Origin of the sequence: Andreprevotia lacus DSM 23236, from assembly GCF_900176275.1 — a bacterium.
GTDB classification, from domain to species: Bacteria; Pseudomonadota; Gammaproteobacteria; order Burkholderiales; family Chitinibacteraceae; genus Andreprevotia; species Andreprevotia lacus.
On record NZ_FWXD01000002.1, the window covers coordinates 18,022 to 42,177 of the forward strand.

22 protein-coding genes, 1 tRNA gene and 1 CRISPR repeat array are annotated in these 24,156 nt (G+C 62.6%); of the genes, 9 read left to right on the top strand and 14 right to left on the bottom strand.

The features are described 5' to 3' along the window. Positions 1-204: 204 nt before the first annotated feature. The 4 genes from B9A19_RS01920 to B9A19_RS01935 are packed head-to-tail and all read left to right on the top strand — an operon-like array spanning position 205 to position 3,995. The gene (locus tag B9A19_RS01920; RefSeq protein ID WP_084088860.1) at positions 205-1,203 is read left to right on the top strand and encodes a sulfate ABC transporter substrate-binding protein; all 999 of its coding nucleotides are present in this window, start codon (positions 205-207) and stop codon (positions 1,201-1,203) included. A 26-nt stretch (positions 1,204-1,229) separates the two neighbouring features. Beyond that, complete coding sequence (cysT, locus tag B9A19_RS01925; RefSeq protein ID WP_084088861.1) at positions 1,230-2,060, top strand: sulfate ABC transporter permease subunit CysT; 831 nt, start codon at positions 1,230-1,232, stop codon at positions 2,058-2,060. A 3-nt stretch (positions 2,061-2,063) separates the two neighbouring features. Beyond that, positions 2,064-2,936, top strand: a complete 873-nt coding sequence (cysW, locus tag B9A19_RS01930; protein ID WP_084088862.1) for a sulfate ABC transporter permease subunit CysW — start codon at positions 2,064-2,066, stop codon at positions 2,934-2,936. A gap of 9 nt (positions 2,937-2,945) precedes the next feature. After that, positions 2,946-3,995: a sulfate/molybdate ABC transporter ATP-binding protein gene (locus B9A19_RS01935; protein WP_084088863.1), complete on the top strand. Its 1,050-nt coding sequence runs from the start codon at positions 2,946-2,948 to the stop codon at positions 3,993-3,995. A gap of 66 nt (positions 3,996-4,061) precedes the next feature. On the opposite strand, the gene B9A19_RS01940 is transcribed toward B9A19_RS01935, so the two are convergent. Further along, positions 4,062-5,381, bottom strand: coding sequence for a cytochrome-c peroxidase (locus B9A19_RS01940; RefSeq protein WP_245804241.1), 1,320 nt, complete (start codon positions 5,379-5,381; stop codon positions 4,062-4,064). Between the two features lie 192 nt (positions 5,382-5,573). On the opposite strand from B9A19_RS01940, the gene acpA reads away from it, so the two are divergent. Continuing rightward, the gene (gene acpA / locus B9A19_RS01945; RefSeq protein ID WP_084088864.1) at positions 5,574-7,724 is read left to right on the top strand and encodes an acid phosphatase; all 2,151 of its coding nucleotides are present in this window, start codon (positions 5,574-5,576) and stop codon (positions 7,722-7,724) included. Between the two features lie 513 nt (positions 7,725-8,237). Here acpA and ybeY read toward each other — a convergent pair. The 10 genes from ybeY to B9A19_RS01995 all read right to left on the bottom strand — a co-directional run bounded on the left by ybeY (position 8,238) and on the right by B9A19_RS01995 (position 15,888). Beyond that, entirely contained in the window at positions 8,238-8,726 is a 489-nt protein-coding gene (gene ybeY, locus B9A19_RS01950) for an rRNA maturation RNase YbeY (RefSeq protein WP_084088865.1), read from the bottom strand. After that, entirely contained in the window at positions 8,723-9,739 is a 1,017-nt protein-coding gene (locus B9A19_RS01955; protein ID WP_084088866.1) for a PhoH family protein, read from the bottom strand. Before B9A19_RS01955 ends, ybeY begins: the two co-directional genes overlap by 4 nt. A 52-nt stretch (positions 9,740-9,791) precedes the next feature. Beyond that, positions 9,792-11,114: a glycoside hydrolase family 3 N-terminal domain-containing protein gene (locus B9A19_RS01960; protein ID WP_176216735.1), complete on the bottom strand. Its 1,323-nt coding sequence runs from the start codon at positions 11,112-11,114 to the stop codon at positions 9,792-9,794. A gap of 9 nt (positions 11,115-11,123) precedes the next feature. Next, positions 11,124-11,546: an EamA family transporter gene (locus B9A19_RS01965; protein WP_084088868.1), complete on the bottom strand. Its 423-nt coding sequence runs from the start codon at positions 11,544-11,546 to the stop codon at positions 11,124-11,126. Positions 11,547-11,838: 292 nt separating this feature from the next. Next, a complete protein-coding gene (locus B9A19_RS01970) occupies positions 11,839-12,459 on the bottom strand; it encodes a UPF0149 family protein (protein ID WP_084088869.1) in 621 nt (206 codons plus the stop codon). Continuing rightward, positions 12,443-12,787, bottom strand: a complete 345-nt coding sequence (locus B9A19_RS01975) for a hypothetical protein (protein WP_084088870.1) — start codon at positions 12,785-12,787, stop codon at positions 12,443-12,445. Before B9A19_RS01975 ends, B9A19_RS01970 begins: the two co-directional genes overlap by 17 nt. 22 nt (positions 12,788-12,809) lie before the next feature. After that, a complete protein-coding gene (gene miaB / locus B9A19_RS01980) occupies positions 12,810-14,162 on the bottom strand; it encodes a tRNA (N6-isopentenyl adenosine(37)-C2)-methylthiotransferase MiaB (RefSeq protein WP_084088871.1) in 1,353 nt (450 codons plus the stop codon). Next, entirely contained in the window at positions 14,159-14,491 is a 333-nt protein-coding gene (locus tag B9A19_RS01985; protein ID WP_084088872.1) for a hypothetical protein, read from the bottom strand. Before B9A19_RS01985 ends, miaB begins: the two co-directional genes overlap by 4 nt. A gap of 106 nt (positions 14,492-14,597) precedes the next feature. Beyond that, a tRNA-Met gene (locus B9A19_RS01990) sits at positions 14,598-14,674 on the bottom strand. Positions 14,675-14,721: 47 nt separating this feature from the next. Then, complete coding sequence (locus B9A19_RS01995; protein ID WP_084088873.1) at positions 14,722-15,888, bottom strand: class I SAM-dependent methyltransferase; 1,167 nt, start codon at positions 15,886-15,888, stop codon at positions 14,722-14,724. 47 nt (positions 15,889-15,935) lie between these two features. On the opposite strand from B9A19_RS01995, the gene B9A19_RS02000 reads away from it, so the two are divergent. Further along, positions 15,936-16,694, top strand: a complete 759-nt coding sequence (locus B9A19_RS02000) for a pteridine reductase (RefSeq protein WP_084088874.1) — start codon at positions 15,936-15,938, stop codon at positions 16,692-16,694. A 205-nt stretch (positions 16,695-16,899) separates the two neighbouring features. On the opposite strand, the gene B9A19_RS02005 is transcribed toward B9A19_RS02000, so the two are convergent. The 3 genes from B9A19_RS02005 to B9A19_RS02015 form a co-directional block, all read right to left on the bottom strand. After that, positions 16,900-17,937: an oxidoreductase gene (locus tag B9A19_RS02005; protein ID WP_084088875.1), complete on the bottom strand. Its 1,038-nt coding sequence runs from the start codon at positions 17,935-17,937 to the stop codon at positions 16,900-16,902. 346 nt (positions 17,938-18,283) lie between these two features. Continuing rightward, complete coding sequence (locus B9A19_RS02010; RefSeq protein WP_084088876.1) at positions 18,284-18,577, bottom strand: hypothetical protein; 294 nt, start codon at positions 18,575-18,577, stop codon at positions 18,284-18,286. Then, on the bottom strand, positions 18,574-19,896 hold the full coding sequence (locus tag B9A19_RS02015) for a deoxyguanosinetriphosphate triphosphohydrolase (protein WP_084088877.1): 1,323 nt from the start codon (positions 19,894-19,896) through the stop codon (positions 18,574-18,576). The genes B9A19_RS02010 and B9A19_RS02015 overlap by 4 nt, the downstream gene beginning before the upstream one ends. A gap of 220 nt (positions 19,897-20,116) precedes the next feature. On the opposite strand from B9A19_RS02015, the gene B9A19_RS02020 reads away from it, so the two are divergent. The 3 genes from B9A19_RS02020 to B9A19_RS02030 are packed head-to-tail and all read left to right on the top strand — an operon-like array spanning position 20,117 to position 22,918. Continuing rightward, positions 20,117-21,202, top strand: coding sequence for an ABC transporter ATP-binding protein (locus tag B9A19_RS02020; protein ID WP_084088878.1), 1,086 nt, complete (start codon positions 20,117-20,119; stop codon positions 21,200-21,202). Positions 21,203-21,212: 10 nt separating this feature from the next. Beyond that, on the top strand, positions 21,213-22,139 hold the full coding sequence (locus tag B9A19_RS02025; RefSeq protein WP_084088879.1) for an ABC transporter permease: 927 nt from the start codon (positions 21,213-21,215) through the stop codon (positions 22,137-22,139). Continuing rightward, positions 22,136-22,918, top strand: coding sequence for an ABC transporter permease (locus B9A19_RS02030; RefSeq protein ID WP_084088880.1), 783 nt, complete (start codon positions 22,136-22,138; stop codon positions 22,916-22,918). Before B9A19_RS02025 ends, B9A19_RS02030 begins: the two co-directional genes overlap by 4 nt. 64 nt (positions 22,919-22,982) lie before the next feature. Continuing rightward, positions 22,983-24,150: a CRISPR direct-repeat array (repeat unit 28 nt; unit sequence TTTCTGAGCTGCCTGTGCGGCAGCGAAC). The last annotated feature ends 6 nt before the right edge of the window (positions 24,151-24,156 follow it).

The window sequence follows — 24,156 nt, forward strand, 5'->3', positions numbered from 1 at the left end:
CGGCAGGTCGTTGTTAAATCGCGTGTTTTCCGCATGGCAATCTGTAAATGGTCGTCAGGCTTGCTGGGTTTTGAACAGCACAACAGGGGCGCAAACCGCGCCCCTGTTTGTTTATGCCTTTCCGCTTTGTGATGAGAACACAATCGTCTTTGTGGTTCTAAACGCTTTGGCGACAATCCGTACATTGCTTACAGGAGTAAACCCATGTCCCGCCTGCTCGCCGCTTTGCTGACACTCGCGCTGGCCACCCCGGTACTGGCCGATACCACGCTGCTCAACGTCAGCTACGACGTGATGCGCGACTTCTACAAGGACTACAACCCGGCCTTCGCCAAGTATTACGACGCCAGGTTCAAGGACAAGCTCACCATCCAGCAATCGCACGGTGGTTCGAGCAAGCAGGCGCGCGCGGTGATCGACGGGCTGGAAGCCGACGTGGTGACCATGAACCAGAGCACCGATATCGACGCCATCGTCGAGAAAGGCAAGCAGATCAATCCGGGTTGGGACAAGAAGCTGCCGAATGAGGCTGCGCCGTTCTCCAGTCTGCAGGTGCTGATCGTGCGCAAGGGCAACCCCAAGGGCATCAAGGACTGGAACGATCTGGTGAAGCCGGGCGTGCAGGTGATCGTGCCCAACCCCAAGACATCCGGTAACGGCCGCTACACCTATCTGGCCGCGTGGGGCTATGCGCTCAAGCAGGCGGGCGGCAACGACGCCAAGGCGCGCCAGTTCGTCACTGATGTCTTCAAGAATGTGCCGGTGCTGGATGCTGGTGGCCGTGCTGCCACCACCACCTTCATGCAGCGTCAGATCGGCGATGTGCTGGTGACCTTCGAGAACGAAGCCGAAATGATTGCGCGTGAGTTCGGTCGTGGCGGTTTCGAGGTGGTGTACCCGAGCGTGTCCATCGATGCCGACCTGCCGGTGGCGGTGGTCGACAAGGTGGTGGACAAGAAGGGCACCCGCAAGGCCGCCGAGGAATACCTGAAGTATCTGTGGAGCCCGGAAGGCCAGGAGATCGCTGCGCAAAACTATCTGCGCCCGCGTGACGCCGGCATTGCCGCCAAGTATGCCAAGCAGTTCCCGCCGGTGAAGCTGTTCGGCGTGAACGAGTTCGGCGGCCTGGCCAAGGCGCAGAAAGTGCACTTCGATGATGGTGGCATCTATGACCAGATCGCCGCCGCCATCGCCAAGAAATAAGCGCGCAAACAAGGATTACGCCCGTCATGGCTTTCAAGAAACATAGCGTGCTGCCCGGCTTCAACTTGTCGCTGGGCTACACGCTGCTCTATCTCACCATCATCGTGCTGCTGCCGCTGTCGGCGCTGTTGCTCAAGAGCAGCGGGCTGACCGCACATGCCTTCTGGGCCGTCGTGACCGAACCACGCGTGCTGGCTAGCTATCGCGTGACCTTTGGCGCATCGCTGCTGGCGGCGCTCATCAACCTGTTCAGCGGCCTGCTGATTGCCTGGGTGCTGGTGCGCTATAGCTTCCCGGCCAAGCGCTTCATCGATGCGCTGGTTGATCTGCCGTTCGCGCTGCCTACCGCCGTCGCCGGCATTGCACTTGCCACCATCTATGCGCCGAATGGCTCCATGGGCGAGCTGCTGGCGCCGCTGGGCATCAAGGTGGCGTTTACCCCGCTGGGTATCGTGCTGGCGCTCACCTTCATCACCTTGCCCTTTGTGGTGCGCACGGTGCAGCCGGTGCTGCAGGATCTGGAGGTGGAGCTTGAAGAGGCTGCATCCAGCCTGGGCGCCACTCGTCTGCAGATATTCTGGAAAGTGATCCTGCCGACCCTGTTGCCGGCGCTGCTGACCGGTTTTGCGCTGGCGTTTGCACGTGCCATCGGTGAATACGGCTCGGTGATCTTCATTGCGGGCAATATGCCCTACGTGTCGGAAATCACCCCGCTGATGATCATTTCCAAACTCGAACAATACGATTACCTCGGCGCTACCGCGATTGCCGTGGTCATGCTGGTGGTGTCCTTCGGGCTGCTGCTGCTGATCAACGGCCTGCAGTGGTGGTCGGCCAAACGCCTGGGACGGAGATAAACGATGGCGACGATTGCACTGACTCAACGCTCCATCGTCACCACTGAGGTGCCGTGGGTGCGCTATACGCTGACTACGCTGGCGCTGCTGCTGATCGGCCTGTTCCTGGTCCTGCCGCTGTTCACGGTGTTCTACGAGGCACTGAAAAAGGGCTGGGGCCTGTATCTGACCGCGCTGGTCGAACCCGATGCGCTGTCGGCGATCAAGCTCACCCTGACCGCCGCCGCGATTGCCGTGCCGCTCAACCTCGTGTTCGGCGTGGCGGCCGCATGGGCCATCGCCAAGTTCGATTTCCGTGGCAAGAGCGTGCTGATCACCTTGATCGATCTGCCGTTTGCCGTATCGCCGGTGGTGGCGGGCCTGATCTATGTGCTGATGTTCGGCGCGCAGGGCTGGTGGGGGCCGTGGCTGATGGATCACGACATCAAGGTCATTTTCGCCATTCCCGGCATCGTGCTGGCTACCGTGTTCGTCACCTTCCCCTTCGTGGCGCGCGAGCTGATTCCGCTGATGGAAGCGCAAGGCAGCGAGGAAGAACAGGCAGCAATGACCCTGGGCGCATCGGGCTGGCAAACCTTCTGGCGCGTCACTTTGCCCAACATCAAGTGGGGTCTGCTGTACGGCGTGATCCTCGCCAATGCGCGGGCGATGGGTGAGTTCGGCGCGGTATCGGTGGTGTCCGGTCATATCCGTGGCGAGACCAACACGCTGCCGCTGCATGTCGAGATTCTGTACAACGAATACAACTTCGTCGGCGCTTTTGCCTGCGCCTCGCTGCTGGCGCTGCTGGCACTGGTGACGCTGGCGGCCAAGTCGCTGGTGGAATGGCGTACCGAGCAATTAGCCGCCGCCGCCCGCCGAGATGCGGTGGAATAAGGAACAGTCATGAGTATCGAAATCAAGAATATTTCCAAGCAGTTCGGCGAGTTCAAGGCGCTGGACAACATCAACCTCGAAGTGGCGTCGGGCGAACTGCTGGCGCTGCTGGGCCCGTCCGGTTGCGGCAAGACCAGCCTGCTGCGCGTGATTGCCGGGCTGGAAACACCCGATGACGGGCAGATCCTGTTCCACGGCGAAGACGCCACCGACACCCATGTGCGCGAGCGTCAGGTCGGCTTCGTGTTCCAGCACTACGCGCTGTTCCGCCACATGACCGTGTTCGAGAACGTCGCCTTCGGCCTGCGCGTGCGCCCCAAGAAAACCCGCCCGTCCGAGGCCGAGATCAAGAAGCGCGTGCATCGCCTCTTGGAGCTGGTGCAGCTCGACTGGCTGGCCGACCGCTTTCCGGCACAACTGTCCGGCGGCCAGCGCCAGCGCATCGCGCTGGCGCGTGCGCTGGCGGTAGAACCGCGCGTGCTGCTGCTGGACGAGCCGTTCGGTGCGCTCGACACCAAGGTGCGCAAGGAGCTGCGCCGCTGGCTGCGCCGCCTGCACGACGAAATCCATGTCACCTCGGTTTTCGTGACCCACGATCAGGAAGAAGCACTGGAAGTGGCCGACCGCGTGGTGGTGATGAACAAGGGCAAAATCGAGCAGGTGGGCACACCGGCCGAGGTGTACGACACACCGGCCTCGCCGTTTGTGTACCAGTTCCTGGGTGACATCAACCTGTTCCACTCGCGCGTGCACGACGGCTGGGCCGAAGTGGCTGGCGCGCGCATCACGCAGACCGATGAACCCAACGCGGCCAACGCCACGCTGTATGTGCGCCCGCACGAAATCGACCTGAGCCGCGTCGCGGCGGGCAGCAGCATTGCCGGCGTGGTGTCGCACATCCGGCTGCTGGGCTCGACCGTGCGGCTGGAGGTCGAGGTGGCCGAGCACGATGCGGTCGAGGTCGAGCTGACGCGCGAACGCTATGCCGAAGGCGACTGGAAGGTGGGCGAGGCCGTGTGGTTGAACCCGCGTGAGGCCAAGGTTTATCTGGCTGGTTAATCAGTCAGTTGCATCAAGAAAAAGCCCCGGGTTGACCGGGGCTTTTTGCCGGGCGCAGCAGCGGAGTCAGCGCTGTGCAGTCTGCTGCTTGCTCGGCTCGACCTTGTAGCCATCGGTCAGCGTTTTCATGAAGGCGACTACGTCCCTGATCTCGGCCTCGGTCAGCGCTGGGCGGTCGCCGGGTTTGCGGCCGAACGGAGCTTCGTTGTTGACGTTGGCCTGGTAGGGCTGCGGCAGGTCGTCGTACTTGATGACCTTGCCGTGCGCATCCTTGGGATACCAGCGCTCCGGGTTGGTATCGCGCGTGGCATAAAAGCGCACCACATCTTCCAGGCTGTGGAAGCTGCCGTTGTGGAAGAAGGTCTGGCGCAGCGCCACGTTGCGCAGCGACGGGGTGCGGAACAGGCCGCAATATTCCTTGTGATCCTTCAGGTCGGTGCGCTCGGGGCCGCACAGGCCGAGGTCGAAGTAGTTCTTGTCGGCATTGGCCGGCAGCTTGCCGTTGCGCGGCACGCCCAGCGCGATCAGGCCGAAGTCGGAAAACTGCGGGAAGGCGCCGTCGGCGGTCGGCTGGCTGATGTGGCACGACGCGCAGTTGCCCTTGTCGTCGGCGTTGAACAGCTGCAGGCCGTGCATTTCCTGCGCGCTGAGCTTCACCTGGTTGCGCAGGAAGGCGTCGTACTTGCTGGTGTAGGGATAGAAATCGGCCGGGCTTTCCTGGAACACTTCCAGCGCCATGGTCGCCCAGCGGAAGGCGTTGTCCTTGTTGTCGAAAATGTCGTCACCAAAAGTCTGCTTGAACAGCGCGGCATTCGGGCCGTGCATGATCTTGTCGGCGACGTCCGCCGGGCTGGCATTGGCCATTTCGTTCCTGGCCAGCAGCGGCAGGCGGGCCTGCTCGTGTGCCGAACGGGCACGGCCATCCCAAGTGCGGCCACCGGTCGGGCCGGCGTCTTCGCTGTCGTTGCCGTCGTTGTCGAAGAAATGCTCGCTGAACGGCGGCACGGTCTGCAGGTAGCGCAGCGACGGCACGGCGCGTGTGCCGGCCAGCTTGCCGTCGGCGCCACCCATCTGCACGTCCTGCTTGCCGGCCGGGCCGAAAGCATGGCCGGGATCGTGGCAGGTGGCGCACGACATCTGGCCCGAGGCTGACAGCGTGCGGTCGAAGAACAGCTGGCGGCCCATGGTGGTGAGCTGGGCTGCAGTCGGCTGATGCTTGAGGGTGGGGGCGTAGTCGGCATTGGCCGATGGTGGAGCACTGGCGGCCGTTGCCTGCTGTGCATCCTGCCCCTTGCAGGCGCTCAGCGCCATGGTCAGCGCCAGTGCAGCGGCCAGCAGCAGCGGAGTACGCAAGGGCATGGCCGGGGTGAAGAAGCGTCCGCGCATGGGGCGACCTTTCGCTCAGGGATGTCGTGAGCGGCCGAGTCTAGGGAGTGCAAATGACGGATTTGTGACTGAAATGTAGTTGTAAGTTTCGTACATTTCATTTGCCCTCTGAAATGTACGTAAAACCGAAACGTAACAAGCGCATTCACATAATCGCCGCGTTTTTCTACAACTACACAGGTTATGACAGAGATGAAACGCGCATACACCTTGCTGCCGATCGCTGCGGCGATCGCGGCTGGCCTTTATGGCTGCAGCAGTGATTCGTCGTCGTCGGGCACGACGACGGCAAGCACCAGCGGCGTGGTCACCGGTAGCTACTACCGCCATGCCAAGGTTTGCCTGGACACCAACAACAACGGTCGTTGCGACAGCGGCGAAACCAGTGTTTACACCGACGACAACGGCGCCTTCACGCTGAGCGGCACTGGCGCCGTTGTGGCCGAAATCGGCACCGACGCCACCCGCTATGATCCGGACAGCAAGGTTGCCACCGTCGTGACCGCACCGCTGGTGTTCCGCGCGCCGGCCTCGGCCAATACCGTGGTCAGCGCCATCAGCACCGAACTGGCTGCCATCATGGACGACAACGGCGGCGACCTGAACGCTGCCAAGACCGCACTGGCCGCCCGCCTGGGCGTGAGCGCCGATCAGCTCGTGACCGACCACAACAAGCTGACCGATGCCACTGCCAAGCAAGTCATCAAGACCGAAATCGACCAGACCCTGGCCCGTATTGCCGACGCCGTGAACGAAGCTGGCAAGAGCGGTGACGTGACCAAGTCGCTGCGCAACCGCCTGGCGCTGGACAAGATCAACACCGTGGTGGTGATCTACGCCGAAAACCGTGGCTTCGACAACCTGTACGGCCTGTTCCCGGGCGCCAACGGCGTGCCGGGCGTGAATCCGACTTCCGATACCGCCGCTGCCGAGCCGCAGAAGGATTTCGACGGCAGCACGCTGTCGGTGCTGCCGCCGACCTGGGGTGGCCTGACCGCCGCCGGCCAGAGCGTGACCGTGACGCAAGCGCAAACCACCGGCTGGGCCAACAAGCCCTTCCAGATCGATAACGCTGCTGGCGTGAACGGCACCGGCATCGTGGTGTCGCAATCGGTGACCACGCGTGACCTGGTGCACCGCTTCTACAACAACCAGATGCAGATCAACGGTGGCAAGAACGACAAGTACGCGGCGTACTCCGACGCCGGCGGCCTGTCGATGGGCTACTACGACGGCAGCAAGATGGCCATGTGGAAGGTGGCACAGCAATACACGCTGGCCGACAACTTCTTCCAGGGCGCGTTCGGCGGTTCCTTCCTGAACCACCAGTACCTGATCTGCGCCTGTGCGCCGGTCTACCCGAATGCCGATGCCGACACCTCGCCGGCCAAGAACAGCATCTCGGCCATCGATGTGGATGCCAACGGCAACTTCGTACGCCTGACGCCGGCTGCCACTGCAACGAATTCGGTGCTGAACGGCGCGCCGACCTACAAGAACGACAGCACGCTGACGCCGAAGGATGCCTCGGGCAAGTTCTACGCAGTCAACACCATGCAGCCGCCGTACCAGCCCAGCGGCAATACCGCTGCCGCCAGCGGCGTGGCTGCCTATGCCGATCCGGGCAAGGCCAGCACCATGCCGGCGCAGAGCCAGGCCAATATCGGTGACCTGCTGACTGCCAAGAAGATCGACTGGGCGTGGTACAGCGGTGCGTGGAATGCGGCAACCGCCGATGCGCCGAATGCAACCCGTTCGGTGATCTATGCCGGCAAGACGCAGTTCCAGCCGCACCACCAGCCGTTCAACTACTACAACCGCTTCGATCCGAACACCACTGCTGGTGCCGCGGAACGTACTGCCCACCTGAAGGACTTCGACGCATCCTTCCTGGCTGATGCTGCTGCGGGCAAGCTGCCGCCGGTCACGTTCTACAAGCCGCAGGGCAACCTGAACCAGCATGCCGGTTATGCCAACGTGGCCGATGGCGACAACCATATTGCCGACGTGATCGCCAAGCTGCAGGCCAGCCCGCAGTGGAAGAACATGCTGATCGTGGTGACCTACGACGAAAACGGCGGCTTCTATGACCACGCCAAGGTGCCCAAGGCTGACCGCTGGGGCCCGGGTACACGTATCCCGGCCATCGTGATCTCGCCGTATGCCAAGAAGGGCTTCATCGACCACACCCAGTACGACACCGCGTCGACACTGCGTTTCATCACGCACCGCTTCGGCCTGACCCCGCTGCAAGGTCTGGTTGACCGTGATACCGCGCTGGTGAGCAACGGCTTCAAGCCGATGGGTGACCTGACTGCTGCGCTGGATTTCACGCAGAAGTGAGCGCCTTGATGTGCCCCGTGCCGGTTGTCTGCGGATAACCGGCATCAAGAACCCGGCATAGCCGGGTTCTTTTTTGTTCGGGCAGGTGAAACAGCAGCGCTCTCTGTTTGATTCCACGCCCCCCGCCCTCGCCGCCGCGAGGGAGCCTCGCTGTCGCTCGTTCGTGGCACGGAGCTAGGGCCTGTTAACACTTATTTCACGCTTGCGTTCGGGGTAGTTCGGGATGGAGCGCAAGGCGCAGAACGCGCCGCGGTACGGGTACCGCAAGCGGTTTGCAACGCAGCGAACCGCCCGAAATACCCCGAACCCGCAGGGCTGGGCCGCAAAGAGGCCATCTACGGCGTTACGCGCCTTGGCAAAACCGGTTTTGCCTGCGTTGCGTGCCTTGTAGCTGACCTCTTTGCGGCCCAGCGCAAGCGCGAAATAAGTGTTAACAGGCCCTAGTTATCGCAAAAGCAAAACGCCCGGCTTGCCGGGCGTTTTGTCATGCGGTGCTGCTCGCTCAGTCAGCCATCAATCATCGATGGCGCCGTCTTTCTCGCTTGCATACGGGTCATTGATGCCCAGCGCAGCCAGCAAGCGTGTTTCCAGCGCTTCCATTGCATCGGCTTCCACATCGTCGATATGGTCAAAGCCTTGCAGGTGCAGCATGCCGTGCACGATCAGGTGTGCGTAGTGTGCGGCCAGCAACAGGCCCTGCTCGGCGGCTTCGCGGGCCACTACCGGCGCGCACAGCACCAGATCACCCAACAGCGGCATGCCCTCGATCTCCGGCAGGTCCTCGTCGAAGGTAAAGCTCAGCACATTGGTGGCGTAGTCTTTGCCGCGATAGTCGCGGTTGAGCTGGCGGCCTTCTTCCTCGTCAACGAGGCGCACGGTGATTTCGGCGCGCTTTACACCCGGCTGCAGTGCGGTCTCGGCCCAGCATTTGAGCTGCAGCTTGCCCGGCAGCCCTTCGGCTTGTGATTCGATCTGCAGCGCCAGTTTCAGTCGCTTGCTCATGCTTGCTCCCCTTCGCCGGCGCGTGCAGCATCACGCTCGGCTTTCTTCTGCGCTGCTTGCGCTTCGCGTTCCTTGCCCTTGCGGTCGTAGGCATCGACGATTTTCTGCACCAGCGGGTGGCGCACCACGTCGGCACTGGTGAAGTAATGCAGTGCAATGCCGCGTATGCCGTCCAGCACTTCCTGCGCATCGATCAGGCCCGATTTCTGGTGCTTGGGCAGGTCGATCTGGGTCGGGTCGCCAGTGATGACGGCCTTGGAGCCAAAGCCGATCCGAGTGAGGAACATCTTCATCTGTTCGGGCGAGGTGTTTTGTGCTTCATCCAGAATCACGAAGGCATGGTTGAGTGTGCGGCCGCGCATGAAGGCCAGCGGGGCGATTTCGATGATGCCCTTCTCGAACAGCTTGGTGACCTTGTCCACGCCCATCAGGTCGTACAGCGCGTCGTACAGCGGGCGCAGATAGGGGTCGACCTTCTGCACCAGATCGCCAGGCAGAAAGCCCAGCTTCTCGCCGGCTTCCACCGCCGGGCGCACCAGCACCAGCCGCTTCACCACATCGCGCTCCAGCGCATCGACCGCACAGGCTACGGCCAGATAGGTCTTGCCGGTGCCGGCCGGGCCGATACCGAAGGTGATGTCATGGGCCTGCACCGCCTTGATGTACTCGGTCTGGCGCGGTGTGCGGCCGCGCAGGTCGCTGCGGCGGGTTTTCAGCACCGGCGCATCGGGGTCGATTTCCATGTCGTCCGGCGAGCGGGTCAGCTCGACGAGGCCAAGCTGGATGTAATCGATATCGAGCGGCAGCAACGCCTCGTTGTAGAAGTATTCAAGTGCATCCAGCGCCAGCTTGATCTGGCGCGGCTTGCCGCTGATGCGGAAATTGGCGTCGCGGCGCGCAATGCCCACGTCCAGCGCGGTTTCGATCTGCTTGAGGTTTTCATCCAGCGGCCCGCACAGATTGGCCAGGCGGGTGTTGTCGGCGGGGAGGAAAGAAATCGTATCGGATATCAAAGTGCGGCTTCTCTTGCGCTCGTGGTGCGGTAGGTCGGGATTATCCCAGAAATCAGCGTGCGGCCGGCAGTACCACCGGGCGGCCTCCGGCCATGCGGGTCAGGCGCTGGGTGCTTTGCTGCAGCGCTGCCGTGTCCAGCCTGCCGCTGCGGGCATCCTCAATCAATGCGGCCAGCAGCGGGTAATACAAGGCCGGGTCCCATGACACCAGCTGTACATCCACGCCGGCATTGAGCGAGCGTCGCACCGCCAGCGGCAGGCCGCCGGCTTGTTCGCGCGCGGCGGCCATGCTCAGGTCATCGGTCACCAAGAGACCGTTGAAATGCCATTGCTGGCGCAACAGCTGCTGCACCACGGCGGTGGAGCTGGATACCGGATAAGTGGCATCCAGCGCGGCCAGCCGCGCATGCGTGAGCATCACGGCGATGTCGGGGCGTTGCATCAGCGTCTGGAAGGGCAGCAGGTCACTGCGCTGCAGCTCGGCCAGCGGCGTGGTGATGGTGGCGCTGTCGGCATGCGTATCCTCGAATACGCGGCCAAGGCCAGGAAAGTGCTTGAGCGTGCAGCGCACCCGGTAGCTGGCCAGCGCCGCGCAATAGGCATCAGCAGCACGCACCACCGTGGCCGGATCGCTGGCCAGTGCGCGGCTGCTGATGCGCGAGTAGCGGTCATCCGGGTTGTCGACACCATGATCCAGATCGACCACCGGGGCGAAGTTGAGGTTGATGCCCAGCGCCTGCAAACCGCTGCCTTGCTCTTTGCCATAGGTGTTGGCGATGAGCGCCGTGTCACCACCCGCAGCCAGCAACCTGCCCAGTGGCGGTTGCTTGGGCAGTGGTGGCGACAGCCGCGCCACGATGCCGCCCTCCTGATCGGTGGCGATCAACAGCGGGCCGTAGCCGTGCTGCTGGCTGAGGGTTTGCCAGTGCGTGGTCAGCCGGGTGATGCCGGCTGCATCCAGCCCGACCAGATTGCGTTTGGTGAGAAAGACACCGCCAATCAGTCCACGCTCGATCAGCAAGTCCAGCTCGGCCGCATCGGTGTAACCCACAATGAAATGCCGCCCTATGGATTGTGCCAGTGCCGGGTCGGCACGCAATACCTGCTGACGCTGCCATGCGTGACTGGCCCACCAGCCGGTATTCAGCCAGATGGCGAGCAGGGCCGGCAGCAGTAGCGCCAGCCAGTAGCGCCGCCGCAGCGCGACGATGAGAATGGCCAGCAGCACGCTGGCGATGGCGGCAACGGGCAGCCACGGTGCGCGATACGCCACCCAGCCAACTTGATCCCAACCTGCACCAACGGCGATCAGGACAACGGCGGCCAGCAGTTGGAGCAGGGCGGGGAGCAATGAGCGGAACGGGCGTGTGGTCAAGGTAGGCAATCAGCGCAGCGAGAGGACGAGAAAACCGGCCAGCATCAGCGCACCGCCGACAGCCAGCCGCCAGGTCAGCGGCTCGCCCAGCAGCCAGATGGCCAGCAGCACGGTGATCAGCACGCTGGATTTGTCGATCAGCGCCACGCCCGACACCGGGCCAAGCTTGACCGCGCGGTAATAGCACAGCCACGACAGCATGGTGGCCGCGCCGGAGAAGATCAGAAAGCCCCATTCGCGCGGGCTGAGCTTGCCGGCATCGACATAGCTGCGGCCGATCAGCGTATGCACTGCCACCAGCACGAAAATGACCGCCGTGCGGATGGCCAGCGCCAGATCACCGCTGATGTGCGCCAGCCCGACCTTGGCCGATACGGCGACCATGCCGGCAAACAGCGCGGAAAGCAGTGCGTAGATGACCCAGCTTTCCATGGCGTTGATAACCTCGTTGCTTGTTTGTGATGCTGGTGAGCGTGAACCTGACGCTGCCAGATCGTAACAGGTTCCTGATGTCCGCCATGCTTGCGGTGCTTGATTCAAGCAAGGCCAAGCCCGTGCCACTGGCGAGCCTTGGCGAGGCTACCTCGCGGCGGCGAGGGCGGGGGGCGTGGAATCAATCAAGAGAGAGCCGCAGCATCACCTGCAAAATCTGGCAGGAACCCGGCTTGGCCGGGTTCTTGATGCGGTTTCTGCACCAATCATGGGTGCCACAGGGGCAAGGCTCTCACCTGCGACGGCCCGGGCGCTTGGCCGGTGCGCGGCGTTCCTGCCAGTAGTGCGCGATGGCCGGCACGATTTCCGGCAGCGCTGCGGCCAGCTCGTGCTCGAACTGGGCCAGATCGTCGCCGGCTTCCTCCAGCGAGGCCCGTGCCTCTTCGTCGGCGCAGTCGATGATGGGGGCGATCAGCTCGACACCGTCATCGTCGTCCAGCATGGCTTGCCAGCCGGCCTGATCGAGCGAAGTGCCCAGCATGAAGCCATAGCACCACTGCTGCACGATATCGAGCTGGCGCTCTTCATCCAGATACACCATGGGGGTGAAGCTGGGCGGCTCGGCGCGGATTTCGTCGGAAAGCTGGTTGTACAGGCGCAGGATCAGGTCTTCGATGCGCTGCTGTTGCGCCACCGACGCCCACTGTGGTTTCTCGCCATGTTCGCCCCACACCATGCCGAACCAGGCATCGGGCAGTGGCTCTTCCGGTGCCACCAGTTGCGAGGTCAGAAAACCGTGCAGCATGGACAGGTCCATGGCTTGCTCGGGTGCGGCATCCGATTCCAGAAAGGTAGCGAGTTCGTCGAGCTCGTTTTCAGTCAGCGGGGCAATCAGTTCAAGGTCTTTGGCCATGCGTGGCGTCCTTTGCGGGCTTTTCGGGAACGGCCGCCGCTGGCGGCACGGAGATGTCGGTGATTTTTTCGACCAGCAGTTTCTCGCAGGTCTTGAAAACGAGGTAGCTCAGTAGCGCAATGATCGCGCTGAGCAGCAGGCCCAGCAACTGCAGCAGGGCGCCTTCGCGTAGCGCCCACCAGCCACTGCGCCAGATGAAATCGAGGTTGGCGTGCAGCAGCATCAGCAGGTTGACCGAGCTGGCGGTGAGCGTAACGAAAGCCAGCGCCATCACCAGCACGGCAGCCAGTGGATGACGCTTGAGATAGAGGATGGTGGCGCGGCGCATCTGGTGGCTCCCGCGCCGGCCATTACGCGCCGACGCTTTCCTTGGTCACGATCTCGCCGCGCAGGCTGTGCGGATACGCCTCGGTGATCAGCACTTCGGTGAAGTGGTTGATCAGCCGCGGGTTGCCGGCAAAGTTCACGATGCGGTTGTTGTCGGTACGGCCAGCCAGTTCGTCGGCGTTCTTGCGCGCATGGCCTTCCACCAGCACGCGCTGCACGGTGCCCACCATGTCACGGTTGACCTGCTGGGCGAACTCTTCGATGCGCGCTTGCAGGCGCATCAGGCGCTTGGTCTTGACCTCGGGCGGTACGTCGTCCGGCAGATCGGCTGCCGGCGTGCCGGGGCGCATGCTGTAGATGAAGCTGAAGCTGGCGTCGAACTGCACGTCCTCGATCAGCTTCATGGTCTTTTCGAAGTCTTCTTCGGTTTCACCGGGGAAGCCAACGATGAAGTCGCTCGACAGGCAGATGCCCGGCCGTGCTTCCTTGAGCTTGCGCACCAGCGACTTGTATTCCAGCGTGGTATAGCCGCGCTTCATGTTCACCAGGGTGCGGTCCGAGCCGGCCTGCACCGGCAGATGCAGGTGCGACACCAGCTTGGGCAAGGTGCGGTAGCAGTCGATGATGCGCTGGGTCATCTCGCGCGGATGGCTGGTGGTGTAGCGCATGCGCTCGATGCCCGGAATGTCGTGCACGTATTCGAGCAGCATGGCGAAGTCGGCAATGTCGCCTTCCTCGCCATCCAGGATCTTGCCGCGATAGGCATTCACGTTCTGGCCCAGCAGCGTCACTTCCTTTACGCCTTGCTGCGCCAGCAGCGCCACTTCGGTCAGCACGTCCTCGAACGGGCGCGACACTTCCTGCCCGCGCGTATACGGCACGATGCAGAACGAGCAGAACTTGGAGCAACCTTCCATGATCGAGACGAACGCTGTGCCGCCTTCCACCTTGGCAGGTGGCAGGTGGTCGAACTTTTCAATCTCCGGGAAGCTGATGTCCACCTGAGACACGCCCGACGCGCGCTTCTTTGCGATCAGCTCCGGCAGGCGGTGCAGCGTTTGCGGGCCGAACACGACGTCCACATAGGGTGCGCGTTTGACGATGGCTTCGCCTTCCTGGCTGGCCACGCAGCCGCCCACGCCGATCACCAGATTCGGGTTGGCAAGCTTGAGTTCCTTGATGCGGCCGAGGTCCGAGAACACCTTTTCCTGCGCTTTTTCGCGCACGCTACAGGTGTTGAACAGGATGACGTCGGCTTCTTCCGGCTTGTCGGTCTTGGTCAGCCCTTCGGTGGCGTTGAGGAGGTCAACCATCTTGTCCGAGTCATACTCGTTCATCTGGCAACCGAAGGTCTTGATGAATACTTTCTTGCTCATTGCTGTGCTGCTGCCTCTTTGGCGGCTTGTTGGGCTTGCTTGACGGACTTTGCTTCGTCATCGGTCAACAGCCAGATTTTCCACACGTAGCCGGCAGGCTCAAGCTGGAACAGTACCGGACTGCGTTGCGGTACCGCAGCCGGCATGATGATCAGGCCATCGGTGTTGTACACCCGCAGCCCGGCGCCGCCTTGATAAGTCTTGCCGTCTATCTTGATGTTTTGCGGGCTGTAGCTTGCCATGTCGCCCAGCGTGGCGTTGAGCGGCAGCGGGCGTGCGGCAAAGCACAGCAGCGGCAGGCAGAACAGCAGGCACAATATCTTGCGCATGGTCGTCTCCGGAAACGAAGGTGTTTTCCATGATGGTAGCACGCGGCATGCGCACAGGCCGTCAACGCAAAAAGCCCGAGTCCTGCTGGACTCGGGCTTTACATCTTGGTGGCTATGGCGGGACTCGAACCTGCGACCCCAGCATTATGAGTGCTGTGCTCTAACCGACTGAGCTACATAGCCATGAGAGCCGGCGATTCTCTTTGAATTCAAATGAGCTGTCAAGACCCTCAGAGCCGATACGATTCATCCGCCTGCCGGAAACCCGGCAGCAGCGCCGGCAATGCCAGATTCTTCGAGAACGCCATGACCTTGAACAACTCGCCCATTTCGGCCGGGCTGGTCAGCTTTTGCACTGCGCCTACAGCGGGCAGGTAGAGCTTGGCGTTATCAGCGCCCAGCCCTTCCAGCTTGGCCAGGATGCCGGTATCAAGCAGGTATTGCGCCTGGTTCACATAGCCTTCCAGCATCAGGCCGGTATCGCTGCCGGCCTCGAAAATGGCCGAGAAATCGACATGGCAGGTCAGGTCAGTCAGCCCCGGCAAAAAGAACGGGTCATGAATGCTGTGGTGGCGGTAATGGCCGATCAAGGTGCCCATATGGCGCTCGGGGTGGTAATACTCGCGCGCCGGAAAGCCGTAATCGATCAGCAGCGCGGCGCCGGCCTCCAGCACGGTGGCCAGGCTGGCGGTAAAGCCGCGCGCTTCGAGCGAGACCTCGGTGGTATAGCCGGGCGGCAGGCCCAGTTCGTCCACGGCTTCTTGCAGTGCGATGCCGGCCGGCCGGTCGGCCCACGCCAGTTGCCCGGCCTGCCAGCTCACGCCGCGCTCGCTCACGCCCGCATCGCTGGTGTGGATCAGGCTGCAGGGAATGGCATCAAGCACCTCGTTGGCGACGATAAAGCCATGCAGATGATCGGGCAGCTCGTTCAGCCATACCACACGGTCGGCCAGGTGCGGCACGCGCGCTTGCAGCGTCTGCAGCTGGCGTTGCTTGAGTTCGGCAGACAGATCGACGATGTAATAGTGATCGGGCAGGCCATCAAGCCGTTCCAGCCCGGCCAGGATTTGCGCCGCCAGCACGCCAGTGCCGGCGCCGAACTCCAGCACGTCGCCGCCCTTCAGCGCCTGCAGCACGGCGGCGGCGGTCTCGGCAATGCAGGCGCCGAACAGCGGTGAGAGCTCGGGCGCGGTCACAAAATCGCCCGCTTCGCCAAATTTGGTCGCGCCGCCCGAGTAATAACCGAGGCCCGGCTCATACAGCGCCATGCGCATGTAATCGCTGAACGGCAGCCAGCCGCCCGCGGCTTCGATGGCGCTGCGGATGCGCTCAAGCAGTACGTTGCTGGCGGCCAGCGCTTCGGGTGTGGGGGCGGGGAGTTGCGGGGTCTGCATCATCGCGTGAAAATCCTTGGTTTAACCGAATTGTAAACCGTGAGGGCGAGATGGCGGAGCAGGCAGAGGGTAGCGCAGCGCGCGTGGCGCTGATCACGGGTGGCGCACGGCGGGTGGGGGCCGGCATTGTCCGGCGATTGCATGCGGCCGGTTGGCGCATTGTGCTGCATTACCGCGCCAGCAGCGCGGATGCCGATGCGCTGGCGGCCGAGTTGAACGCACAGCGCGCGGATTCGGTCATCACCGTGCAGCTTGATCTGCTTGATACCGCACGCCTGCCCGAGCTGGTGGCTGCCGCCATCGCACACTTTGGCCGGCTGGATGCGCTGATCAACAATGCCTCGACCTTCTACGCCACGCCCATTGGCCAGTTCAGCGAAACCGCGTGGGATGAATTGCTCGGCTCCAACCTCAAGGCACCGCTGTTCCTGGCGCAAGCCGCCGCGCCCGAGCTGACCAAAACCCATGGCTGCATCATCAGCATCGCCGACATCCACACCGAGCGCCCCTATCCGCAATACATGCTGTACACGGCCGCCAAGGCCGGGCTGGTGGCGATGACACGCGGCCTGGCGCGCGAGCTTGCACCCACCGTGCGTGTGAACGCCGTCGCCCCCGGCAGCAATATCTGGCCCGAGCACGGCAAGGCGTTTGACGCCACCGAGCAGCAACGCATCCTCGACACCATCCCGCTGCAGCGCATTGGCGCGCCGGATGATCTGGCACAGGCGATCGAGTTTTTACTCAATGCGCCTTATCTGACCGGTGTCGTGTTGCCAGTGGATGGCGGGCGTAGCGTGGTGTTGTGAGCGCCTGCGATCTGGCTCCCGTTGCCGAGAAGTAAGCGACATCAAGAACCCGGCCAAGCCGGGTTCTCACGTGTCGGGGCTGGCGAAACAGCTGCGCTCACACTGTTTGACTCCACGCCCCCGCCCTCGCCGCCGCGAGGGCGCCTCGCTGCCGCTCGTGAGTGGCACCGAATGGCATTTCGATTGCACCAGCGCAATCCTGCTTTTACAGGGAGAGCTCGCGCTTCGCCTCACTGCTGCGCAGCGCCAGTTCCAGTATCTCCATCACCGCAATGGCCTGATCGGCCGGCACCGGATTGGCGGCCCCTTGTGTGATGGCGGCATGAACACCGCCATAGTAGGCGCGGTAATCACCAGTCAGCGTGGGCACGCTTTCGCGCTGTGGCTCACCAGCGGTGCCGATCAGCAGTTCGCCGTGGCGCGGGTCGTCGCCCCAACCGGCGCAGCCGGGCTGCAGGCCGGCCTTGAGCATGTCTTCCTGCGTATCCAGTCCGTATTTGACGAAGCTGGCCCGCGTGCCGTGCACGACAAAGCGCGGGCTGCCGCCGGCCACCAGCATGCTGGCCGACAGGATCACCCGCTTGTCGGCGTAGCGCAGCAGCACATGCGCATCGTCCACCGACAGGCCGCCATCGCGGCGCACCGCCAGATCGGCGTATACCGCTTGCGGCTTGCCAAACAGCTGCAGCGCCTGGTCGATCACGTGCGGGCCAAGGTCATACCACAGCCCCGCGCCGGCCCCGGCACCCTCGCGCCAGCGCTGGCGTACCTCTGGGCGGAAGCGGTCGAAGTGCGATTCAAACTGCGCCACACGGCCCAGCTGGCCCGATTCGATCAGGTGCTTCACCGTCAGAAAGTCAGCATCCCAGCGGCGGTTGTGGAACACCGACAGCAGCAGCCCCCGTTCGCCGGCAATCTGCTCCAGCTCGCGCGCTTCGGCCACGGTCAGCGTGAAGGGTTTATCGACCACCACATGCTTGCCTGCCAGCAATGCGGTCTTGGCCAAGGGGTGATGCGTGTCGTTGGGCGTGGCTATCACCACCAGCTGGATGAGCGGGTCGGCCAGGATGGCCGCTGCTTCGGCATGCACCTGCGCAGCCGGGAAATCGGCATGCACCTTGGCCGGGCTGGACGATAGCACTGCGGTCAGGTGCAGGCCGGGCGTGGCGGCGATCAGCGGGGCGTGGAAGGTCTTGCCGGCATAGCCGTAGCCCAGCAGGGCAACATTCAGTGGTGTGGTCATGGATATATTCTGTGGTGAGGCTACCAACGATCAACTTACCGCTGGAGGTGGCCGGTGGGCATCCGGTGTTGTGATTAGGGCCTGTTAACACTTATTTCACGCTTGCGTTCGGGGTAGTTCGGGATGGAGCGCAAGGCGCAGAACGCGCCGCGGTACGGGTACCGCAAGCGGTTTGCAACGCAGCGAACCGCCCGAAATACCCCGAACCCGCAGGGCTGGGCCGCAAAGAGGCCATCTACGGCGTTACGCGCCTTGGCAATAACCGGTTATTGCCGCGTTGCGTGCCTTGTAGCTGACCTCTTTGCGGCCCAGCGCAAGCGCGAAATAAGTGTTAACAGGCCCTAGCTCAATCTTGCTTGAGCTGCTGCGTATTGGCATTGCCGCCGATGGCGCGAGCCGGGGCTGCGGGCGCCGGGCTGTTCTGTGCGGCATCCGCCGCCAGATCGACCACTTTGCCGGCGGTATTCACGCCAGCCTTGCCCACGTCCCATGCCACGCCGGCTGCCGTGGTGCTGACGTTGACTGCGGTGGTGGCCACGTTCACGGCAGTGGCGCCAACAGTCACCGCCGTGCTGACCACGGCGCAGCCGCTGAGCGTGCTGCCCAGCAAGAGTGCGCTGATTGCGATATGCAGTTTCATCGCCCCATCCCCCCTACTTGTTGCGCCAGATAGGTGGCGTAGTTGTCGGTCATGCCACCGATGAAGTCGAGCACGCGGCGGTAGGTTTCGTACATGGGCCATTCCTTTCTGGGGGCGTTGTATTCCATCAGGTCGAGCACGCGCTTGAGGCGGAACGGCATTTCGCTGCTGACTTTCTGCTGGTAGGCCGCCTTGCAAAAGGCATCCAGCAGGATGTCGAGGCAGGTGAATGAGCCGACTTCGATTTCGATCTTGCGCCGTTCGTTGAAAATACGGTCGCGCGCCAGCTGTTTGGCCTCGTTGATGCCGTGGCGCATGCCCGCCGGGCAGTCGTTCAGCAGGTCGCCCTGATAGCGGCCATCCATCAGTCTGTCGTACTGGGCGATGAAGGTGGCAGCCACATCGCGCACGCAGCGGTCGATGGCCTTGCCGCGTAGCAGCGAAATCTTGCGCCGTACCGACGGCGCGGCGGCAACTTCCAGCGCCAGCAGCGCGGCATCGCCACCGACGATCTTCAGCAAAATGGGTTCAACGGTCTCGAACGACAACATGCCGATCTCGATGCCGTCTTCCAGATCGAGTATGGCGTAGCAGATGTCGTCGGCCGCTTCCATCAGGTAAGACAGCGGGTGGCGTGCCCAGCGGCCATCTTCCAGCTGGGGCAGGCCCAGTCGCTGCGCCACGTGTGCAAGTTGCTGGGTTTCGCTCTGGTAGCAGCTGAATTTGCCTTTCTCGCCGGCATGATCGCTGCTCCACGGGTATTTCAAGGTGGCGCCCAGCGTGGCATAGGTCAGCCGCAGCCCGCCTTCAAAACGGTGGTTTTCCAGCTGGGTGATGATGCGAAAGCCCTGCGCGTTGCCCTCGAAGGTCATCAGGTCGCGACGTTCGTCGGCGTTCAGGTGCTGCAGCAGATAGGCGTGCTCGTCGCGGCGGAACCAGTCGCGGATCGCGTATTCGCCGGCATGGCCGAACGGCGGGTTGCCGATGTCATGCGCCAGGCAGGCCGCCTGCACGATGGCGCCGAGGTCATACGGGTTGATGCCGGCCGGCAGCTTGTCGCGCAGTGCTTCGCCCACCAGTACGCCCAGCGAGCGCCCCACGCAGGCCACCTCGATGCTGTGCGTCAGCCGCGTGTGCACGTGGTCGTTCTCGGTCATCGGGTGCACTTGCGTCTTGCGCCCCATGCGCCGGAACGGCGAGCAGAACACGATGCGGTCGTGATCCTTGTGGAAGTTGCTGCGGCCGCTTTGCAGCGGGGTGTCGTCGCCGGGCTCGGCGCCCAGTCGGTGTGCCGAAAGCAGTTGCTGCCAGTCCATCATGAGCCGGGGTACTCCGCGCGCTGCCATGTGAGAGGGATCGATTATATGCGCGTGCCGCGACGGGTTTGCGTGCCGTATTGCCATGGCGGGGCGCAAACGGGGCAGGGCACACGCAAGCCCTTGATCCGGCTGGCAGGAAAACACTCGTTTGGGCCTGCCCGGCCGGGTGGTTTTTGTTAGAATCGCCCGCAAAATTTCAAGACTTGGGACGATTGCTGCGATGGCGCTGCTCGAAATCCGTGACGTGGTGAAAACTTTCGGCGATTTTACTGCCGTCAACCACGTCAGCCTGTCGGTGGAAGCCGGCGAATTCTTTACCCTGCTGGGCCCGTCGGGCTGCGGCAAGACCACCCTGTTGCGCATGCTGGCCGGTTTCGAGCAGCCGAACTCGGGCCAGATCCTGCTCGACGGCAAGGACATGAGCCAGGTGCCGCCGGAAAAACGCCCGGTGCATACCGTGTTCCAGAGCTATGCCCTGTTCCCGCACATGACGGTGGCGCAGAACATCGCCTTTCCGCTGCAGATGGCCGGCGTGGCCAAGGCCGACATCCCGGCCCGCGTGGCCGAGGTGCTGGAAGACGTGCGCCTGCAGCAGTTTGCCAAGCGCTTTCCGCACGAGTTGTCCGGTGGCCAGCGCCAGCGCGTGGCCATTGCCCGTGCACTGGTCAACCGCCCGCGTCTGCTGTTGCTGGACGAGCCGCTGTCCGCGCTCGACGCCAAGCTGCGTGAAGAAATGCAGCTGGAGCTGATCAACCTGCAGAAGGAAGTGGGCATCACTTTCGTGTATGTGACCCACGATCAGGGTGAAGCGCTGGCGCTCAGCCATCGCATTGCGGTGATGAACAAGGGCGAAGTGGCGCAGCTTGATGCGCCGGAAACGATATACAGCTACCCCAAGAATCGCTTCGTGGCCGACTTCATTGGCCAGTGCAACCTGCTCGACGCCAAGGTGGTCGAGGTAGGCGGCGAGCGCATGAAGGTGGAAATCCCCGGCGTGGGTGTGTGCGAAACGCTGCCGGTGGACGGTGCACAGGTCGGCCAGAGCGGCACGCTCACCCTGCGCCCGGAGAAAATCCGTCTGGCTGCCAGCGTGGCGCACGATGCCGACGAAGTGCACTTCACGGGCAAGGTGCACGATTGCCTGTATCTGGGCGACGTGACCATCTATATCGTCGAGCTGGATAACGGCACCTTGGTGGAAACCATGTTGCCCAACTCGGCGCCGGGCCGTGCGCGCTTCTTCGACGACAACGATGCGGTGGAGCTGGCCTGGCGTTACGACGCCGGCCACTTCCTGCTCGGCTAAGGGGGGCGTGATGCGCAATCTCTCCACCCGTTTCAGCCGCTGGCTGATTTCCGGCCCGCCGCTGTTGTACCTGTTGATCTTCTTTGCCGCACCGTCGTTGATCATGGTGTTTGCCGCCTTCCGTATTCCCGGTGATTACGGTGGCCTGGTACCCATGGTGCAAACCGATGATGCCGGCCATACGCAGGTGCTGATCAATGCCGGTAACTGGCATGACTTCATTACCTTCGAGAATTTCGGCCGCTTCTTTGAAGACAGCATCTACGCGCAGCTGTTTCTGAAGTCGTTCTGGTATGCCGGGCTGACCACCGTCATCTGCATCGTGCTGGCCTACCCGCTGGCATGGCTGATCGCGCGCAGCGCCAAAAAGACGCGCGATCTGCTGGTGTTGCTGGTCATCCTGCCGTTCTGGTCCAACTTTTTGATCCGCGTGTATGCGTGGATGATCATCCTCGGCCCGCAGAGCTATTTCAGCATCGGCTTGAACAAATTCCTGGCGCTGTTCGGCATTGCGCCGGTCACCATGCTGTTCTCGGAGTTTGCCGTCATTGTCGGTCTGGTCTACGTGCACCTGCCCTTCATGGTGTTGCCGCTGTATGCCAATCTGGAAAAGCACGACATGGCCTTGCTCGATGCCGCGCAAGACCTCGGCGCCAACGCGTGGCAGCGCTTCTGGCGCATCACCTGGCCGCTCAGCCTGCCGGGCGTATGGGCGGGTACCGCCCTGGTATTCATTCCGGCGCTGGGCATGTTTGCCATCCCCGATCTCTTGGGGGGCACAGATACCGGCATGATCGGCAATCTGATCAAGCAACAATTCCTGGATAGCCGCGACTGGCCGTTCGGCTCGACGCTGTCCATCATGCTCACCCTTGCCGTATTGCTGATGGCTGCCATCGCTGGCTGGGCCGGCAGCCGCAAGAAGGAGCGCGCATGAAAGTCTCCCGCTGGGTATGGGGCGCGGCCTCTCTGGTTTACGCCTTCCTCTATCTGCCGCTGGCCATCGTGGTGGTGTTTTCGTTCAACGATTCGGCGCTCAACGCCGAATGGGTGGGCTTCACCCTCGACTGGTACAAGCAGCTGTTCCACGACGACGTGATGATCGAAGCCGCCAGCCATACCTTGGCCATCGGCTTTGTCACCTGCGTGGTTTCCACCGTGCTGGGCACCCTGGCCGGCTATGCCATGTACAAGTACCGGCTGCGCCTGCTGCCGGTGCTGGTGCTCACGCCGATTGCCATTCCGGAAATCCTTACCGGCGTATCGCTGCTGATCTTCTTCGTCATGCTCAACATGACCCTGGGGCTGGTATCGATCACCTTGTCGCACATTGCCTTCTGCATCGGCTTCGTCGCCATCGTGGTGCGCTCGCGCTTGCAGGGCATGGACGAATCGCTGGTCGAAGCCGCGCGCGACCTGGGCGCCAGCCCGATCACCGCCTTCCGCCGCATTACCCTGCCGCTGATCATGCCGGGCATCATCGCCGGTGCGCTGATGGCGTTCACGCTGTCGATCGACGACTTCGTGATCTCCTTCTTCACCGCCGGCGTCGGCTCCAACACGCTGCCGCTGGAAATCTACAGCCGTGTGAAAGTGCCAGTGAAGCTCAACCCGGAAGTGAACGCGATCTCCAGCCTGCTGATGCTGCTGACCCTGTCGCTGATCCTGATCGTGAGCAAGGTGGCCCCAAGCGCATTGAGGGCGGGTGGGGACTGACCCTGCCGGAATACAAAAACACAGGGGCCGATGGCCCCTTTGTTTTGCTCGAGGGTGTTGTTGGTTTCTGAGCTGCCTGTGCGGCAGCGAACATCGACAAATTGGTGCTGGGCATGGACAGGACTTTCTGAGCTGCCTGTGCGGCAGCGAACCAGCTCTCGCAGGTCACCCAGCTGGACCCGCATTTCTGCGCTGCCTGTGCGGCAGCGAACTTTCCCGCATCGGGCGAAACCGTTGCTTTCGATTTCTGAGCTGCCTGTGCGGCAGCGAACGCAGCCTGCGCCAGATGGCCGATTTGCTCATCTTTCTGAGCTGCCTGTGCGGCAGCGAACGAGCCGTTTGGTGCCTGGCTGGGCCTGCAGTGTTTCTGAGCTGCCTGTGCGGCAGCGAACCTCAGGCCGCTTCTTCACCAGCAGCTTTTGCTTTTCTGAGCTGCCTGTGCGGCAGCGAACGGCAAGTGGAAAATCTGGAACTTCATGCCATTTTTCTGAGCTGCCTGTGCGGCAGCGAACACCGACCGGCGTATCCAACGTGAACTTCGGCTTTTCTGAGCTGCCTGTGCGGCAGCGAACTTGGAAGTCGTCACCGCAGGCCACGTGTACACTTTCTGAGCTGCCTGTGCGGCAGCGAACGCTGCGTGGAAAAGGCGGCGGCGCGGGGTCATTTTCTGAGCTGCCTGTGCGGCAGCGAACAAGCCCCTATGGCCAGCCCGGCGACCGGCTGTTTTCTGAGCTGCCTGTGCGGCAGCGAACTGCTTTGCGGCGATGAGCATCAGGGGGTTGAATTTCTGAGCTGCCTGTGCGGCAGCGAACAATGAGACAACTCAAACTGCATCGCCGCTGCGTTTCTGAGCTGCCTGTGCGGCAGCGAACAATGAGACAACTCAAACTGCATCGCCGCTGCGTTTCTGAGCTGCCTGTGCGGCAGCGAACTGACGCACTACGTGTACCCGCTGCCTACCTTCTTTCTGAGCTGCCTGTGCGGCAGCGAACATGGTTTGGATTCCGAGGATGCCGAGCGAGCTTTTCTGAGCTGCCTGTGCGGCAGCGAACCCGATCTCGATCCGCGCAAGGCGTTCCTGCGCTTTCTGAGCTGCCTGTGCGGCAGCGAACGTCGAATAGCGATAGCAAGTGGGCCAATATGGTTTCTGAGCTGCCTGTGCGGCAGCGAACTTGCGCAGGGTCGTGCTGCTGTAGCTGCAGAATTTCTGAGCTGCCTGTGCGGCAGCGAACAAGGGC

What these genes read in the sequence shown, in the direction of transcription:
- cysW (WP_084088862.1), top strand. Translation starts at nt 2,064, where the DNA reads ATGGCGACGATTGCACTGACTCAACGCTCCATCGTCACCACTGAGGTG.
- B9A19_RS01940 (WP_245804241.1), bottom strand. Translation starts at nt 5,381, where the DNA reads ATGCGCGGACGCTTCTTCACCCCGGCCATGCCCTTGCGTACTCCGCTG.
- B9A19_RS01970 (WP_084088869.1), bottom strand. Translation starts at nt 12,459, where the DNA reads ATGGCCAAAGACCTTGAACTGATTGCCCCGCTGACTGAAAACGAGCTC.
- B9A19_RS02020 (WP_084088878.1), top strand. Translation starts at nt 20,117, where the DNA reads ATGGCGCTGCTCGAAATCCGTGACGTGGTGAAAACTTTCGGCGATTTT.
- acpA (WP_084088864.1), top strand. Translation starts at nt 5,574, where the DNA reads ATGAAACGCGCATACACCTTGCTGCCGATCGCTGCGGCGATCGCGGCT.
- B9A19_RS01975 (WP_084088870.1), bottom strand. Translation starts at nt 12,787, where the DNA reads ATGCGCCGCGCCACCATCCTCTATCTCAAGCGTCATCCACTGGCTGCC.
- B9A19_RS02010 (WP_084088876.1), bottom strand. Translation starts at nt 18,577, where the DNA reads ATGAAACTGCATATCGCAATCAGCGCACTCTTGCTGGGCAGCACGCTC.
- B9A19_RS02000 (WP_084088874.1), top strand. Translation starts at nt 15,936, where the DNA reads ATGGCGGAGCAGGCAGAGGGTAGCGCAGCGCGCGTGGCGCTGATCACG.
- B9A19_RS02030 (WP_084088880.1), top strand. Translation starts at nt 22,136, where the DNA reads ATGAAAGTCTCCCGCTGGGTATGGGGCGCGGCCTCTCTGGTTTACGCC.
- B9A19_RS02015 (WP_084088877.1), bottom strand. Translation starts at nt 19,896, where the DNA reads ATGATGGACTGGCAGCAACTGCTTTCGGCACACCGACTGGGCGCCGAG.
- ybeY (WP_084088865.1), bottom strand. Translation starts at nt 8,726, where the DNA reads ATGAGCAAGCGACTGAAACTGGCGCTGCAGATCGAATCACAAGCCGAA.
- B9A19_RS01935 (WP_084088863.1), top strand. Translation starts at nt 2,946, where the DNA reads ATGAGTATCGAAATCAAGAATATTTCCAAGCAGTTCGGCGAGTTCAAG.
- B9A19_RS02025 (WP_084088879.1), top strand. Translation starts at nt 21,213, where the DNA reads ATGCGCAATCTCTCCACCCGTTTCAGCCGCTGGCTGATTTCCGGCCCG.
- B9A19_RS01995 (WP_084088873.1), bottom strand. Translation starts at nt 15,888, where the DNA reads ATGATGCAGACCCCGCAACTCCCCGCCCCCACACCCGAAGCGCTGGCC.
- cysT (WP_084088861.1), top strand. Translation starts at nt 1,230, where the DNA reads ATGGCTTTCAAGAAACATAGCGTGCTGCCCGGCTTCAACTTGTCGCTG.
- B9A19_RS01920 (WP_084088860.1), top strand. Translation starts at nt 205, where the DNA reads ATGTCCCGCCTGCTCGCCGCTTTGCTGACACTCGCGCTGGCCACCCCG.
- B9A19_RS01985 (WP_084088872.1), bottom strand. Translation starts at nt 14,491, where the DNA reads ATGCGCAAGATATTGTGCCTGCTGTTCTGCCTGCCGCTGCTGTGCTTT.
- B9A19_RS01965 (WP_084088868.1), bottom strand. Translation starts at nt 11,546, where the DNA reads ATGGAAAGCTGGGTCATCTACGCACTGCTTTCCGCGCTGTTTGCCGGC.
- miaB (WP_084088871.1), bottom strand. Translation starts at nt 14,162, where the DNA reads ATGAGCAAGAAAGTATTCATCAAGACCTTCGGTTGCCAGATGAACGAG.
- B9A19_RS02005 (WP_084088875.1), bottom strand. Translation starts at nt 17,937, where the DNA reads ATGACCACACCACTGAATGTTGCCCTGCTGGGCTACGGCTATGCCGGC.